This window comes from Kitasatospora paranensis (assembly GCF_039544005.1).
Classification (GTDB): Bacteria; Actinomycetota; Actinomycetes; order Streptomycetales; family Streptomycetaceae; genus Kitasatospora; species Kitasatospora paranensis.
Genome location: NZ_BAABKV010000001.1, coordinates 4,789,850 through 4,804,586 on the forward strand (window position 1 = coordinate 4,789,850; position 14,737 = coordinate 4,804,586).

Annotated in this window: 14 protein-coding genes and 2 pseudogenes; 7 read left to right on the forward strand and 9 right to left on the reverse strand. The window is 75.5% G+C overall.

Features of this window, described 5'->3' with window-relative positions; genetic code table 11:
* Positions 1 to 33: 33 nt before the first annotated feature.
* Positions 34 to 186, forward strand: coding sequence for a hypothetical protein (locus tag ABEB13_RS23135; protein WP_345707026.1), 153 nt, complete (start codon positions 34 to 36; stop codon positions 184 to 186).
* A gap of 27 nt (positions 187 to 213) precedes the next feature.
* Here ABEB13_RS23135 and ABEB13_RS23140 read toward each other — a convergent pair whose 3' ends face one another.
* Positions 214 to 1,848, reverse strand: a complete 1,635-nt coding sequence (locus ABEB13_RS23140) for a DNA repair helicase XPB (protein WP_345707027.1) — start codon at positions 1,846 to 1,848, stop codon at positions 214 to 216.
* A 97-nt stretch (positions 1,849 to 1,945) separates the two neighbouring features.
* Here ABEB13_RS23140 and ABEB13_RS23145 point away from each other — a divergent pair, with 97 nt between their 5' ends.
* Complete coding sequence (locus ABEB13_RS23145; RefSeq protein WP_100888960.1) at positions 1,946 to 2,221, forward strand: hypothetical protein; 276 nt, start codon at positions 1,946 to 1,948, stop codon at positions 2,219 to 2,221.
* A 35-nt stretch (positions 2,222 to 2,256) separates the two neighbouring features.
* Here the strand turns inward: ABEB13_RS23145 and ABEB13_RS23150 are convergent, their stop codons facing one another.
* Positions 2,257 to 4,788 carry a helicase-associated domain-containing protein gene (locus ABEB13_RS23150; RefSeq protein ID WP_345707028.1) on the reverse strand — a complete coding sequence of 844 codons (2,532 nt, stop codon included), beginning with the start codon at positions 4,786 to 4,788 and terminating at the stop codon, positions 2,257 to 2,259.
* A gap of 571 nt (positions 4,789 to 5,359) precedes the next feature.
* Between ABEB13_RS23150 and ABEB13_RS23155 the strand changes: the two genes are divergently transcribed.
* A complete protein-coding gene (locus tag ABEB13_RS23155; RefSeq protein ID WP_345707029.1) occupies positions 5,360 to 5,809 on the forward strand; it encodes a hypothetical protein in 450 nt (149 codons plus the stop codon).
* Between the two features lie 42 nt (positions 5,810 to 5,851).
* Here the strand turns inward: ABEB13_RS23155 and ABEB13_RS23160 are convergent, their stop codons facing one another.
* A complete protein-coding gene (locus tag ABEB13_RS23160) occupies positions 5,852 to 6,562 on the reverse strand; it encodes an ABC transporter substrate-binding protein (RefSeq protein WP_345709785.1) in 711 nt (236 codons plus the stop codon).
* Positions 6,563 to 6,571: 9 nt separating this feature from the next.
* Between ABEB13_RS23160 and ABEB13_RS23165 the strand changes: the two genes are divergently transcribed.
* Entirely contained in the window at positions 6,572 to 6,922 is a 351-nt protein-coding gene (locus tag ABEB13_RS23165) for a hypothetical protein (RefSeq protein ID WP_345707030.1), read from the forward strand.
* 39 nt (positions 6,923 to 6,961) lie between these two features.
* Here the strand turns inward: ABEB13_RS23165 and ABEB13_RS23170 are convergent, their stop codons facing one another.
* Positions 6,962 to 8,095 (reverse strand): alpha/beta hydrolase, encoded by a 1,134-nt coding sequence (locus ABEB13_RS23170; RefSeq protein ID WP_345707031.1) that lies wholly within the window; start codon positions 8,093 to 8,095, stop codon positions 6,962 to 6,964.
* Between the two features lie 156 nt (positions 8,096 to 8,251).
* Between ABEB13_RS23170 and ABEB13_RS23175 the strand changes: the two genes are divergently transcribed.
* Entirely contained in the window at positions 8,252 to 8,491 is a 240-nt protein-coding gene (locus tag ABEB13_RS23175) for a hypothetical protein (RefSeq protein WP_345707032.1), read from the forward strand.
* On the opposite strand, the pseudogene ABEB13_RS23180 reads toward ABEB13_RS23175, so the two are convergent.
* Positions 8,473 to 9,083: pseudogene (locus ABEB13_RS23180) on the reverse strand (HAD family hydrolase). The gene ABEB13_RS23175 and the pseudogene ABEB13_RS23180 sit on opposite strands and share 19 nt — an antisense overlap.
* Positions 9,084 to 9,455: 372 nt before the next feature.
* Here ABEB13_RS23180 and ABEB13_RS23185 point away from each other — a divergent pair.
* The gene (locus ABEB13_RS23185; protein WP_345707033.1) at positions 9,456 to 9,839 is read left to right on the forward strand and encodes a cold-shock protein; all 384 of its coding nucleotides are present in this window, start codon (positions 9,456 to 9,458) and stop codon (positions 9,837 to 9,839) included.
* A 7-nt stretch (positions 9,840 to 9,846) separates the two neighbouring features.
* On the opposite strand, the gene ABEB13_RS23190 is transcribed toward ABEB13_RS23185, so the two are convergent.
* The 4 genes and pseudogenes from ABEB13_RS23190 to ABEB13_RS23205 form a co-directional block, all read right to left on the reverse strand.
* The gene (locus ABEB13_RS23190) at positions 9,847 to 10,689 is read right to left on the reverse strand and encodes a 1,4-dihydroxy-6-naphtoate synthase (protein WP_345707034.1); all 843 of its coding nucleotides are present in this window, start codon (positions 10,687 to 10,689) and stop codon (positions 9,847 to 9,849) included.
* Positions 10,682 to 11,425: a futalosine hydrolase gene (locus ABEB13_RS23195; protein ID WP_345707035.1), complete on the reverse strand. Its 744-nt coding sequence runs from the start codon at positions 11,423 to 11,425 to the stop codon at positions 10,682 to 10,684. Before ABEB13_RS23195 ends, ABEB13_RS23190 begins: the two co-directional genes overlap by 8 nt.
* Positions 11,426 to 11,436: 11 nt before the next feature.
* The gene (locus ABEB13_RS23200) at positions 11,437 to 11,964 is read right to left on the reverse strand and encodes a hypothetical protein (protein WP_345707036.1); all 528 of its coding nucleotides are present in this window, start codon (positions 11,962 to 11,964) and stop codon (positions 11,437 to 11,439) included.
* A 61-nt stretch (positions 11,965 to 12,025) separates the two neighbouring features.
* Positions 12,026 to 13,529, reverse strand: a pseudogene (locus ABEB13_RS23205) (MFS transporter).
* Between the two features lie 293 nt (positions 13,530 to 13,822).
* Between ABEB13_RS23205 and ABEB13_RS23210 the strand changes: the two are divergent.
* Positions 13,823 to 14,704, forward strand: coding sequence for a DUF3027 domain-containing protein (locus tag ABEB13_RS23210; protein WP_345709786.1), 882 nt, complete (start codon positions 13,823 to 13,825; stop codon positions 14,702 to 14,704).
* Positions 14,705 to 14,737: the final 33 nt, after the last annotated feature.

Below are 14,737 nucleotides of genomic sequence, written 5' to 3' on the forward strand. Positions count from 1 at the left end.
CCCGGACGGGTGACCGTTTCCTACTGTGGAGGTATGAGCAGAAACCCCTCACCCCGCCCCCACAACAGCCGCGGCGCCGACGACGCCCCCCGCCCCCGCCGCCCGCTGGCGAAGGCCGTCCGCAACCTCGGCATCATGATCGACACCGCTGCCCGCGTGGTCTTCCTCGGCCGCGACGGCGTCTGACCCGGCCCGACACCCGCAGGCGTCCGGCTACACGTCGTCCGCGTCGATGATCCGGTACGCGTACCCCTGTTCCGCGAGGAACCGCTGGCGGTGCGCGGCGAAGTCCTGGTCGACGGTGTCCCGGGCGACGACCGAGTAGAAGTGCGCCATGTGGCCGTCCGCCTTCGGCCGCAGCACGCGGCCGAGCCGCTGCGCCTCCTCCTGGCGGGAGCCGAACGTCCCGGAGACCTGGATCGCCACCGTGGCCTCCGGCAGGTCGATCGAGAAGTTGGCCACCTTGGAGACCACCAGCACCCCGATCTCCTTGGACCGGAAGGCCTCGAACAGCTTCTCCCGCTGGGCGTTGCTGGTCTCGCCCTTGATCACTGGCGCGTCGAGCACCTCGCCCAGCTCGTCCAGCTGGTCGATGTACTGGCCGATGATCAGCGTCTGGTCCTTCGCGTGCTTCTTCACCAGCGCCTCGACCACCCGGCGCTTGGTCGCCGTCGTGGAGCAGAAGCGGTACCGCTCCTCCGGCTCGGCCGTGGCGTACGCCAGCCGCTCGGAGTCGGAGAGGGTGACCCGCACCTCGACGCAGTCCGCGGGCGCGATGTAGCCCTGCGCCTCGATCTCCTTCCACGGCGCGTCGAACCGCTTGGGACCGATCAGCGAGAACACGTCGCCCTCGCGCCCGTCCTCGCGGACCAGCGTCGCGGTCAGCCCGAGCCGGCGGCGGGCCTGCAGGTCGGCGGTGAACTTGAACACCGGTGCCGGCAGCAGGTGCACCTCGTCGTAGACCACCAGGCCCCAGTTGCGGGCGTCGAAGAGCTCCAGGTGCGCGTAGACGCCCTTCCGGCGGGTCGTCATCACCTGGTACGTGGCGATGGTGACCGGCCGGATCTCCTTGCGGGTGCCGCTGTACTCGCCGATCTCGTCCTCGGTCAGCGAGGTGCGCTTCACCAGCTCGTGCTTCCACTGCCGGGCCGAGACGGTGTTGGTGACCAGGATCAGCGTGGTCGACTTCGCCTCGGCCATCGCGGCCGCGCCGACCAGCGTCTTGCCGGCGCCGCACGGCAGCACCACCACGCCGCTGCCGCCGTGCCAGAAGCCCTCCACCGCCTGCTGCTGGTACGGGCGCAGCTGCCAGCCGTCCTCGTGCAGCTCGATCGGGTGCGCCTCGCCGTCCACGTACCCGGCGTGGTCCTCGGCGGGCCAGCCGAGCTTCAGCAGCACCTGCTTGATCTGCCCGCGCTCGGAGGGGTGCACGGCGACGGTGTCCGGGTCGAGCCGGGCCCCGACCAGCGGGGTGATCTTCCTGGACTTCAGCACCTCCTCCAGCACCGGCCGGTCGGTGGTGGAGAGCACCAGCCCGTGCACCGGGTGCTTCTGCAGCTGGAGGCGCCCGTAGCGGCCCATCGTGTCGGCGATGTCCACCAGCAGCGCGTGCGGCACCGGGTAGCGGGAGTGGCTGACCAGGGCGTCGACGACCTGCTCGGCGTCGTGCCCGGCGGCCCGGGCGTTCCACAGGCCGAGCGGGGTGACCCGGTAGGTGTGCACGTGTTCGGGGGCGCGCTCCAGCTCGGCGAACGGCGCGATCACGCGCCGGCAGTCCGCCGCCCTGGGGTGGTCGATCTCCAGCAGGAGCGTCTTGTCGCTCTGGACGATGAGCGGTCCGTCGTTCACGCGGGCTGTCCTCCGGTCGGTCGTCTCGCAGCATTCCAGTGTCCCGCACTCCGGCGGTGGCAGGTGACCGGACGGCGGCCGTCTCGTTGGGCAGGGCATGAACAAGCCGAACCGTCTTCTCGCCGGCCTCGCCCTCTCCGGCGCGGCCTTCGCCGCCGTCCTCGGGGCGAGCCCCGCCCAGGCCGCCTCCGAGCCCGGGCTGGACACCGTCGCCGACATGGGCCAGCCGGGCGGCCTGCTGGGTGCCACCGCCTTCACCGCGACCGGTCTGCTGACCGGCGTGCAGCCCAAGATCCCCGACCCGCAGACCTTCGTCGACCAGGCCAAGCAGCAGAAGGCCGAGCAGGACGCCAAGGCCGCCAAGGGCCACTGACGGGTGCGGCGGCCCGGCCCGCGGGCTGCCGCCGGTCAGGCCGGCTCGTCGACCTCGGCGACGCCGGTGATCCGGTGCAGGGCGAAGGTGCGGACCTCGTCCGAGAGGTGGTCGTACGCCGTGACGTACCCGCCCTCGACCTTCACCGGGTCCACCACCCGTTGCGAGGCCAGCCCCTCGGCGTTGATGTAGCCGATCCACATCCGCTCGCCGAGCATCACCGCGGTCTGCAGGGCGGCGAGGGTGTCCGCGGCCGCCGTCCGCGGCAGCTGCCGCAGGTCGGTGCGGGCCGGCCCGGACTGCCGGACGCCGGCGGCCGGCCCGGCCACCGTCTCCCGCCGGACGGCGGTGGCCGCCCGGTCGCCGGCCCGGATCGCCTTCACCGCCGCGCCGAGCAGCACGTCGTCCGGCCGGGCGGGCCCGTCCGGCACCGGCACGGGTGCGCTCCGCGGCGGGGTGCGCCGGCTGTCCGGCCGGGTGATCAGCACGTCGCCCTCGGCCGACTCGGCGGCCGGCGCGTGGCCCATCGTCCGCAGCACCGACAGCAGGGTCTCCGGCGGGACCTGGGCGGCCAGCACGGTCGGCGCCAGCAGCCGCAGCCGCAGCTCGACCGCCCGCCGGTCGGCCAGTACCTCCGCGAGCAGCGCGGTGTCGTCGCAGCGCAGGTACGAGGAGGCGGCGCCGACCCGCAGCACCCCGTGCCGGCGCGCCACGTCGTCGATCAGGTACGCGAGCGGCTGCGGCACCGGCGTCCGCGAGTGCTGCTCCAGGAAGGCCCGCAGGTCGGCGGCGGTGCGGCCGGCGTCCAGCGCGCGCCGGACGGACTCGGTGGTGAAGCGGTAGACGGTTGCGCCGCCCTTGGACTCGATGTCGGCGCAGAGCGAGAGCGCCTGGGCGAGCGGGGTGAGCAGCGGGCCCGGGGCGACCGCGGTCAGGTCCGGCTGCAGGATCACGTGGTCGAGCGGCTGCGGCAGCAGCAGGGCGAGCGCGGGCGTCGGGTCGCCGCCGTCCAGCAGGGTGCGGGCCGGGCCGGCCAGGGCGCCGCGGCCGGTGAAACCGAGCAGCTCGGCCTCGTACAGCGTCCAGTCGACCAGGTGCTCGCGCAGGTCGCGGCCGTCCGGCCCGGTGGCGCCGCCGCGCAGCGGGCGCTGCCAGCGCAGCACCGGCCCGAGCGAGTCGCCGCCCGCCGCGCCGCCGGGCGGGAGCTCCGCCAGCGCCCGCAGCACGGCGCGGCGCACCGACGGGGCGAGGGTGCGGTCGAGTTCGGGGCCGAGGGCGGCCCGCGGTCGGCCCTTGGCGTCGCTGCTGCCGGTGAGGGCGGACACCCGGGTCGCAGCCAGCCAGGTCTCCGCGAGCCGGGCCCAGCGCTCCGCGGTCGGCTGCTGGAGCCAGGAGTCGTACGCGGGGGTGGGGGCCCAGCGTTCGTCGGCCTCGCCGTCGGGGGCGAGCAGGCCGGCGGTGTGGGCGAGTTCCAGCCAGAACGCGGCGGTCTGCTCGGAGCAGTCCAGGGCGAGCGCGGCCCGCTTGAGGTCGCGGACCCCGAGGCCGCCGGCCCGCAGGGTGGGCGGCGGCTGGAGGCCCCAGCCGTCGAGCAGTTCCTCGATGGTGCGGACGGCCGTGTGGGCCTGCCCGGCGGCGGTGGTGTCCACCGTCCGCGGGTCGCGCTCGGCGGTCGGGACGAGCGCGGGCGGGAGAGGTTCCACCGTGCGGTGGCTGCGGCCGCCGCGCAGGTGCAGGGCGAGCTCGCGGGGGAGCACCACCGTGTCGGGACCGGACGGCAGCAGCATGCCGCGGGCCAGCAGCCACTCCGGCGGGGTGTGGGCGCGGTCGGCGGTGACCTGGCGGGCGGCGTCCGGCAGGCCACCGGTCGGCGGCCCCCAGACCAGCCGGTCCAGCAGGGCGAGCGCCTGCGGGGGTGCCTGTGCCAGCAGCGCGGCGCAGCGGGCGCGGTCGGCGAACAGGCCGGCCAGGGCGGCCACGGCCGTCACCGGGTCGGGGGTGGCCGGCAGTCCGGCGTCGGCGAGGATTTCCTGGAGCCGGGCCGGGGAGATGCCGACGGTGGCCTCGGCGACGGTCGGCCCGAGACCGGTGCGGCCCGGGTTGGCGGCGCTGGGGGCCAGCGTCTCGCGCACCGCGAGGACCAGCCGCAGCGCCGAGTCGGGGCCCCAGAGCAGGGCCTGGGCCCGCAGTTCGGCCAGCGCGCCGGGCAGCGCGGCAGTGATCGCGGAGCGGTCGGCCGGGTCGGCCTGCGGGTGCGGACGGACCCGGGCCGGGCCGGCCAGCAGGGCGCGGACGGTCTGCTCCGAGGTGCCGTCGGGCGCGGCGGCCAGGGCTTCGGCGACCTGGAGCGTGAAGCGGTCGAGACGCTCCAGCGCGCGCAGCGCCGAGGCCCGGCTGGAGAGCCGGGCGGACAGCTGGGTGAGGTCGGTCGGCACCGGGTTCAGCAGATCGGGCCGGGCGCGCAGCAGCTGGGCCAGCTCCTCGTCGCCGCGGGCGCGGAGCTCCTCGGCGAGGGTACGGGGTGCGCCGGCCCGGCTGCGGGAGGGCTGGCTCTGCTGCGTGGTCATCCGACCCAGGTTAGTCGGCCCGGGTTGCCGGAGCCCAGGGATGCTGCGCACCCGTCCGGCGCGGGACGGGCGGCGCGCGGCGGTGGGGCTCGCGCGGGCGGGCCGGCAGTGGGTAGCGTCGGCGGTCGGCGGGCCGGTGAGCGAGCAGGGGTGCGGGCGATGGCGGACGGCGGGGCGGCGAAGGACGGTGCGGCGGGCGGCGGCGCCGCGGACGGGCCGGGCGGCGGCGAGTGGTGGCGCTCCGGCGCCCCCTGGCGGGTGCTCGGCAGCCCGCGCCGGCCGCCCGGGGACGGCCCGGCGGACGACCGGAGCGTGTACGAGCCCGAGCCGGCCGCACCGGACGGTCCGGCCGTCCCCGGAGCACAGGCCGGTCCGGGCGGTTCCGGGGGCCGGAGGCGGCCGGACCGCCGGGGGTGCGGTCCGACCTTCCGGGCGCGGCCCTGGTCTTCCCGGGCTGGGACACCGTCCGGCTGGAGTACCAGGAGCCGGAGCCGGAGCCGGGGCCCCGTCCCGAGCCCGTTGCGGTGCCCGCCCCCGGGCCGGTGAGGAGCCGGCGCCCGGGGCGGCGGCGGTGCCCGGCCCGCGGGGCTGGTTCGGCCTCCGCGGCAAGGCGGCCCCGGCGGCCCCGGCGGATCCCGGCGGGCAGCCCGCGGCCGGGAAGCCGGCCGGTGTCCGGCGCCCGTCGCCGCTGCTGCTGGTGGCCGCGCTGCTGCTGGTGGGCGGGGCGGCGGTCGGCGAGCTGCTGGTGATGCTGCTCGGCTGGGGCGCGGCCTACCTGTCGCGCGGGTTGTCGGACTTCACCCGCAAGTTCGCGGTGCTGGGCATCCCGCTGGTCAGCATGAGCGCCTCGACGCTGTGGTTCTGGGGCCGGACGAAGGGCCGCTGGGGCACCCCGCTGGCCGAGGGTTCGCCGATGAACCACGCGCTGTGGGTGGCCGCGCCGGGGGTGCTGCGGGTCGCCGCCGTGCTGACCGCGGTGTTCCTGCTGGCCCTGACGCTCCGTCGGCGCGGTCCGAAGTGACGGCGGGCGGCGGCCGCGGACGGGCCGGCCGGGGCGGGCCGGTCAGCCGCCGAGGAAACGCTGCAGCTCGGCGATGATCAGGTTGGCGCCGGTGTAGCCGACCCCCTGGAACCACAGTTGGTCGTCGACGGGGAACGCCCGGTGGGCCTTCACCGCGCCCAGCGCGAGCCAGGCCGGGCTCTGCAGCACGGCGGTGGTGCCGGCCCGGCCCGGGTCGCCGTAGGTGGCGTAGAGGATCAGGTCGGCGTCGGCCCTGGCCAGCTGGTCGGCCGGGAGTTCGAGCTCGTCCTGGTCGATGTTCTGGGCGTCGGGCCGGCCGAGCTGCACGTCGGCGATGACGCTGCCGATGAAGCTCTGCCGGCCGTAGGTGCGGATGCCGGGCGGTGTGCCCTCGACGAAGCGCAGCACGCTGATCCGCCGCCCGCCCGCCCCGACGTCGCGGATGACCTGGGCGGCCCGGGTGGTGTGCCGGCCGTACTCGCGGACGACGGCGGCGGCCTGCTCCTGGCGGCCGAGGGTCTGGGCGTGCAGCTGGAAGTTGTCCTTCCACGGCGGCCCGGCCGTCCGGCTGAGCACCGTCGGGGCGATCCGCCGCAGCGCCTCGTAGCGGGCGCCGTCGCGGGCCTGGCTGCCGAGCACGACCTGCGGTTCGGTGGCCCTGACCAGCGCCGGGTCGGGGGCGCCGGTCTCGCCGACGTCCGCGATCCCGGCGAGGCGCGAGGCCGGCCAGTAGTCGGGGAAGCCGTGGTCCAGGGGGAGCGGGTGGCCCCGACCGGGGTGATCCCGAGCGTCATCGCCGAGTCCAGCTCGGGGGTGCCGAGGGCGACCACCCGGATCGGGCCGCCGGGCACCACCACCGGGCCGGTCGCGGCCGTCACGGTGGTGCTGGGGGTGGCCGGCGCGACGGGGCTGCCGGAGGGGGCGGCGGTCGGGCCGTCGCTCTGCGCGGCCCCGGTGCGGACGGTGTACCCGGTGCAGGCGGTCAGGGCGGTGCCGCCCGCCAGTCCGCCGAGGGTGGCCAGGACGGCCCGCCGGGTCGGCTGGTGGGGCATCGGATTCCTCCCGGGGTCGGGCTCTGGCCCAGAGTACGGGGGATCCGCCCGTCCGTCCTGAAGATCCGTCACGGGGCGCCGCGAGCCCGTGACGGTCGGGTCAGGAAGGGTCCTTGAGGTGGTCGCCGAGCCAGCCGAGCGAGGCGGGGAGCATCCGCGACCAGGTGTTGAAGTTGTGCCCGCCGGCGGCGAGCGTGATCGAGGAGACCTTGGTGGCGCCGCCCTTGGCCGCCGCCACGAACTCCTCGGTCGTCCGGTAGTAGTCGCCGTCCCCCTCGCGGCTGCCGCCGACCAGCAGCGCGACCGGCGGCGGCTTCAGGTGGGTCAGCCGCCAGCCGAGGTCGGCCTGGTCGCGGCGGGCGGCGTCGCCGCCGAAGAGGTCGCCGGTGGTGGCGTCCTCGGCGGCCTTGTAGTAGCCGGAGAGCGAGGCGGCGGACGAGAACACGTCGGGGTGGCGCATCGCCAGCTTGAGGGCGCAGTACCCGCCCGTCGAGTTGCCGATCACGCCCCAGCTGCCCGGGCCGTCGGCGACCCGGTAGGAGGCCCGGAGCGCGGCCGGCACGTCGGTCGCGAAGTAGGTCTCGGCCTGCGGGCCGCCGGGCACGTCCTCGCACTCGGTGTCGCGCGGCATCGCGGGGGACGGGCGCATCATCACGAGCACCGTCGGCCGCATCCGGCCGTCGCGGAGCAGTTGGAGCTCGGTGCCGGGGTAGTTCAGCTTGGTGATCAGGTTCCGGGCGTCGCCCGGAAAGCCGGTGATGGCGATCACCGCGGGGAAGCGCCGGCCCTGAAAGGCGGGCTGGAAGTACTGCGGCGGGAGGTAGACGTATCCGTCGGTGGCGAGGCCGGTGGTGGCGCCGGGGATCCGGATCCGCTCCAGCCGCCCGACCTGCGCCGGGTCGCGGCCGACCGTGTTGGTGCCGCGGACGGTCTCGGAGGAGATCTGCCGGACGCCGTGCTCGCGGCCGTCGAGGCGGTTCTGGATCGTCACCGGGCCCTGGTCGCCGGTGCCCAGGAGGTCGTCCCAGCTGCTGTAGAAGGCGAAGTAGTTGTTGGCGAGCAGGCCCAGGGTGCACATCACGGCGAGCTGGGTGGCCATGATGGTGCCGATCCGGCCCAGCACGGCCGTCCAGGTGGGCCGGGACAGCCGGGGCCACAGCCAGACCGTGCCGGCCACGGTGGCGACGGCGAACAGCGCCGCCAGCGCCAGCACCTTGTGACTGGTCAGCCCCATGTCCGCGTTCCCCGTTCCTCCGGCCGTCTCCTGCCAAACTCAAGGATGACTGAGAGTTTCCTGGGAGAACTCGCCGTACAGGCGGAATTCGCCCCCGCCGATCGGCGGGGGCGTCCTCCTGCGAGACTGGGACGTCCGACCCGTGAGGAGCCCGTTGTGAGCCATCAGACCGCCGACCGCAGCGACGCAATCGTCCGGGCCGGGGCGATCCTGTTCGCCCTGGGGGCCGTCGCGACCCTGGTCACCTTCGTGCCGCTGTTCCTCGACCTGACCAGGCTGCCGACCGCGGCCTACTGGGTCTGCATGACGATGCCGCTGGGCCTGCTGGTGTCGCTGGTCGGGCTGCTGGTCTCGGCGCGTGCGCAGAAGCGGCGGGCTCAGGCCGCCGCGCAGTAGTCCGCCAGCCACCCCGGGAAGCCGGTGAGGTCGCTCAGCACCACGTCGGCGCCGGCCGCCCGCAGTTCCCCGGTGCCGTACGGGCCGGTGGCGACCGCGACCGCGACGGCGCCCGCGGCCCGGGCACCGATGATGTCCCCGAGGTGGTCGCCGACGTAGACGCCGGCGCCGTGCTCGCGCAGCGCGTCCCCTTGGTCTCCGCCCACAGGTCGCCGACCAGGATGTCCGGGGTCAGCCCGACGTGGTCCAGCTGGAGCCGGGCGTTGCGCTCGTACTTGCCGGTGATCACCGCGACCCGGCCGCCGAGCGCGCGGACGGCCGCCACCGCCTCCCGTGCGCCGGGCAGCACCACGGTGCCGTGCAGCGCGTGCTCGCGGTACAGCTCGCGGTAGCGGTCGGCGACCGCCTCCACCCGCTCGGCGGGGAACCAGTGGGCCAGCTCGTGCACCAGCGGCGGGCCGAGCCGGCTCACCGCCAGCCCGCTGTCGATGGCGGTGCCGGTCTCGGCGGCCAGGACATCGTAGGTCGCCCGGATGCCGGGCCGGGTGTCGAGCAGCGTCATGTCGAGGTCGAAGCCGACGGTGAGAGCCATGCGATCACCCTATGCCGGGCCGGGCGGCCCGCGGGGGCCTCGGCACAGGCCCGGGAGCTGCGACGGTCACAGCCCGCAGTTCTCCGGGGACCGAACGTTTCGACCGCCGTCCGCGCCGGGTATGCAGCCCTCGCACGAGGTCGTTCCGGGACTTCGCTTCGCCGATGGGGGTGCCAGCCAGTGGACAGCGCCGCGCCGCGCCCTGGCCGCGTCGGCCCCCTACCGAAATCCGGCCGCACGTGAGTGACCGGCTGAGAGATCATTGATCCGCTGATCGATGCCGACCGCCCGCCGTGGGGGTCGGTTCGTCGTCCACCCCGCGGGGCCGGTTCCGTGCCGGCCCGCCCACACCCACATCGAGGACAGTTCGAGATGCCCACCGGCCAGGTCAAGTGGTTCAACGAGACGAAGGGCTTCGGCTTCCTGTCGCGCGACGACGGCGGCGACGTCTTCGTCCACACCAAGGCGCTGCCGGACGGGGTCACCACGCTGCGGCCGGGACAGCGGGTCGAGTTCGGCGTCGTCGCGGGCCACCGCGGCGACCAGGCGATGGCCGTCACGCTGCTGGAGGCGCTGCCCTCGGTGGCCGCCGCCCACCGCAAGAGCCCGGACGACATGGCGCCGATCGTGCAGGACCTGATCACCACGCTGGACGCCGTCCTGCCCGGGCTGCAGCGCGGCCGCTACCCGGCCAAGCCCACCGGGCAGAAGCTCGCCGTCCTGCTGCGCGCGGTAGCCGACCAGTTCGACGTCTGAGCGCGGCTCAGAACCTCAGCGCACCCGGGTCGACCGCCGGCACCAGCCCCTCGGCGGCGGCCCGGGCCAGCAGCGTCTCCACCGCCGCGTAGCCCTCGGCGCCGAGGTCGGCGGTGAACGCGTTCACGTACAGCGCGATGTGCTGGTCCGCGACGGCCGGGTCCATCTCCTGGGCGTGCGCCAGGACGTACGCGCGGGAGGCCTCCGGGTCGTCCCAGGCGGCCGCGACGGAGGCCCGGACGGTCTCGGCCAGCCGGTGCAGCCGCTCCTCGCCCAGCGAGCGGCGGGCGACGATCGCGCCGAGCGGGATCGGCAGGCCGGTCTCGGCCTCCCACGCCTCGCCCATATCGGCCAGGCTGTGCAGCCCGTACTGCCGGTACGTGAAACGGGCCTCGTGGATCACCAGGCCGGCGTCGACCAGCCCGTCCCGGACGGCGGGCATGATCTCGTGGAACGGCATCACCACGATCTTCCCGAAGCCGCCCGGCACCGCCTTCGCGGCCCACAGCCGGAACAGCAGGTACGCCGTGGAGCGCTCGCTCGGCACCGCGACCGTGCCGCCGGCCAGGTCGGCCCCGGCCTCGCGGGTGAGCACGAGCGGGCCGCAGCCGCGTCCGAGCGCGCCGCCGCAGGGCAGCAGCGCGTACTCGTCGAGCACCCACGGCAGCTGCCCGTAGGAGATCTTCAGGACGTCCAGCTCGCCGCGCTCGGCCAGGCCGTTGGTGATGTCGATGTCGGCGAACCGCACCTCGGGCGTGTCGGCGCCGGGCACCAGGCCGTGCGACCAGGCGTGGAAGACGAAGGTGTCGTTCGGGCAGGGCGAGTACGCGATCCGCAGCGGCTCAGCCACCGTCGGCCTCCTTGATCAGTTCGGGGTGGGGCAGCGCGGCGAAGGCCCGTTCCAGGGCCGCCAGCGCCTCCCCGATCCGCCAGGCCGAGCGGTCCCGCGGCCCGACCGGGTTCGACACCGTCCGGATCTCCAGGCACGGCACGCCGAAACGGGCTGCCGCCTCGGCGACCCCGTGGCCCTCCATCGCCTCGCCGACCACGCCCGGGTGGCGGGCGGCGAGCTCGGCCGCGCGCGCGGCGCCGCCGGTGACCGTGGCGACCGTCAGCACCGGTCCCACCGCCGCGCCCAGTGCGCCGGCGGCCAGTGCCACGGCGGCCGGCGCGGGCCGGTGCCGGACGGAGCCGAAGCCCAGCGCCTCGACGTCCTGGAAGCCCTCGGGCGTCTGGGCGCCGAGGTCCGCCGCCACGATCTCGGAGGCGACCAGCGTGGAGCCGACCGGCGCCGCCGGGGCGAAGCCGCCCGCGATGCCCGCCGACACCACCAGCCGGTACCGGTGGGCGCCCAGGGCCGCCGAGGCCGCAGCGGCGGCCGCCGCCGGGCCGACCCCGCCGGCCAGCACGTCCACCACCGTCCCCGAGGGGTGCACGGCCCGCCGCAGCCCGCCGCCGGGCAGCGGCACCGGCCGGGCGTCGCCGCCCAGCCCGCGCAGCACCGCGTCGGCCTCCGCGTCGACCGCGACGACGACGAGCAGCCCGGCCGCGGGGCCGGACTGCTCGTCGGAATGCTTCGGGATCACGGACCCGCCGGTCACTGGCCCTTGCTGTTCATCTGGAAGTACCAGATGCCGAGGATCTCCTGCTTGGCCTGGTCGGCCTCCACGACGGTCACCGTGGTGGTGCCGCTGGAGTTCAGCACGCTGGAGGCGAGCACCGAGCCGGACCACGTCGCCTTGCGGGTGTCCTGGGCGAGCGGGGTCTGGCCCTGCGAGCCGCCGTCGGTGAACGCGAACCAGCCCTTGTCGGCGATCTCGGTGGACACGCCCACACCGACCCGGTCGCTGGAGATCACGTCCAGGTGCGCGAGGGTGCCCTTCTGGCTGGCCGTCTTGGCGTCCGCCTGGCACTTGGCCAGGACGTCCTGTGCCAGCGCCTTGCCGCCGTTGTAGCAGAGCGGCTGGGCCCGGACGGAGGAGGTGCCGACCGTCAGCGTGGCCTGCTGCTTCGGGTTCGGCGGCGCGCCCTCACTGTTGGCGTACGCGATGGAACCGCCGACCGTGCCGGCGCCGATCACGACCAGGGCGCCGAGGGCGGCGAATGCACGGGTGCTGAGGCTCATGGGCAAGAGGCTACCGGGCTTTCGCGATCACGCGACGCGGGGGTCGACGTGCCGCCCCGGGTCATGCCACGCGTGGCCGAGTCGAGGGTCTGCGCACCCCCACCCTGGCCAGCGAACGCAGCGTCCACAGCAGGACGACCGCCACCACCGCGGCCGCGATCGACAGCCCCAGCGTGGCGTTCAGCGGCAGCGAGATGCCCACCACGCCGCCCGCCACCCAGCACAGCTGCAGCAGCGTCTCCGAGCGGGCGAACGCCGAGGTGCGCACCGCCTCCGGCACGTCCCGCTGGATCAGCGCGTCCAGCGCCAGCTTGCCCAGCGAGGCCGCCATCCCGGACGCCGCCGCGAACAGCGCCACCGTCAGCAGGCTGTACCAGAGCGCCGCCGCCGTCGCCGCCAACGTGGCCAGCGCCAGCATCGCCGTCACGATCGCCTCCGAGCCGCGGAAGCGCAGCCACGAACCGAGCACCGACCCCAGCGCGTTGCCCACCCCCGCCGACGCCGCCACCACACCCAGCGCCGCCGTCGCCGGCAGGCCGCCCACCGGCTCGCTGCGGATCAGGAACGCCAGGAACATCACCAGGAACCCGACCAGCCAGCGCAGCGCCGACACCCCGCAGCGCCAGGATCACCGACGGGCCGACCGTCCGCAGCGTCGCCTTGCTCGGCGCCGCCCCCGGGTCCTCGGCGTGCAGCACCGCCCGCTGCTCGCCCTTGGCCGAGTCCACCTTGTGCGGCAGGTGGAACGCCATCAGGGTGCCCACCACGAAGACCAGGAACGCGCCGCGCAGCGGCCAGCCGGGCCCGATCAGGTGCAGCAGCCCGCCCACCCCGGCCGCCACCATGGTCGCCAGCAACCCGGCCAGCGTCACCCGCGAGTTCGCCTTCACCAACGACAGTTGCGGCGGCAGCAGCCGGGGCACGACCACGCTGCGCACCACCCCGTACGCCTTCGACGCCACCAGGACGCCGAGCGCCTCCGGATAGAGCGCGATACCGCCACCCGTCACCGAGCCGGCCATCGTCCACGCCAGTACCGCCCGGGCCAGCATCGACATCGCCATCGCGGATCGGCGGCCGTGCGGCAGCCGGTCCAGCAGCGGGCCGATCACCGGCGCCAGCACCGCGAACGGCGCCATCGTGATCAGCAGGTAGAGGGCGACCCGGCCGCGGGCCTCACCCGTCGGCACCGAGAAGAAGATCGTGGACGCCAGCGCCACGGTGATCAGCATGTCGCCGAAGGAGTTGAGCGCATGAAGCTCGATCAGCTTCGCGAGACCCGATTCACCGGCACCCTCCGCGGATGTCGCCCGCCGGATCCGCCGACCGGTGCCGTGCACCACCCGGCCCGTCCGCACCCCCGCCGCGGACGCCCCGCGGACGAACACGTTGCGCACCCTGCCCGCCTGCGGCGACGACGACTCCGCCTCCGGCCGAGGGTCCGCACCGTCCGCCGGGGGCTCCTGGAGCTGTGGTCGCGGCACAGCCGAAGGCTGCGAAGGGCGCTCCGGCTGCGGAGCTCCCACGCCGTGCTGCGACGGGTTCTCGTCCGCCACATCTGCCATCCTGCCCGAGAATGGGCCTCCGTACGACCGTTACCGGCCGTCGGACCCGGCCGTGGCGGGGCGTGCGGCGCCGGGACACGTCGCCCCGGGCTGTGCCCCGGTGCCGACCGACGGGTAGCCTGCACTACGCGCTCGCGGCGCCAGGGGCGGCGCGGCCGGTGCCCGGACACCTTCCGGTCGCGCAGAATGGAAGCGCCACCGCACGAGACCCGACTCGCCGGAGCGGCCGAGGCCGCCGCGGGCCGATCGCTGGACAACACGACTGGGAGAGAATCGACGCCGTGAGCGCTGCGATGCGAAGCCGTACCCCCGACCGGCTCTGTGCCGAGGCAGTCGAACTCGCCCGCCAGGCCGCCGTCGAGATGGTCGGGCCGGAGACCGTCGGCGCCCACCTCGGCGTCCGCGCCGACGCGGACCGGGTCGTCACCCACTCCTTCGAGTGCCTCGACGCCGCCTACCGCGGCTGGCACTGGGCGGTCACCGTCGCCCGGGCCCCCCGCGCCAAGAACGTCACCCTGGACGAGGCCGTCCTGCTGCCCGGCGAGGACGCCGTCCTCGCCCCGCAGTGGGTGCCCTGGAGCGAGCGGCTGCGCCCCGGCGACATGGGCCCCGGCGACCTCCTGCCGACCGGCGCCGACGACCTCCGCCTGGAGCCCGGCTGGAGCGGCGAGGACGAGCCCGCCCCCAACTCCGCCCTCGTCGAGGCCGCGGAGGAGGAGCTCGTGCTCACCGACCCGCACATCCAGCCCGCCCCGGCCCGCGCGGAGATCGGCGCCATCGCCGTGGAGCTCGGCATGGCCCGCCCGCGGGTGCTCTCCCGGCTCGGCCTGCACCTTGCCGCGGAGCGCTGGGAGTCCGCCTACGGCCCGCAGACGCCCATGGCGCAGTCCGCTCCCGCCTGCTGCGACACCTGCGGCTTCCTGATCCCGATCGGCGGCTCGCTCGGCCAGGCGTTCGGCGTCTGCGGCAACGAGTTCGGCCCCGCCGACGGCCAGGTCGTCGCGTTCGGCTACGGCTGCGGCGGACACTCCGAGGCCGCCGTGCTGCCCGCTCCGCCCACCCCCTCCGAACTGATCCTCGACGAGACCGTCGTCGAGCCGCTCCAGCTCCACCCCGACCGCACCGGCGGCTCCGTCGAGCCCGACGCCCCCACCGAGGAGCTCGGCCACTCCTGACCGGCCGGCCCGCCGCCCCGGCGGCCGGCCCAC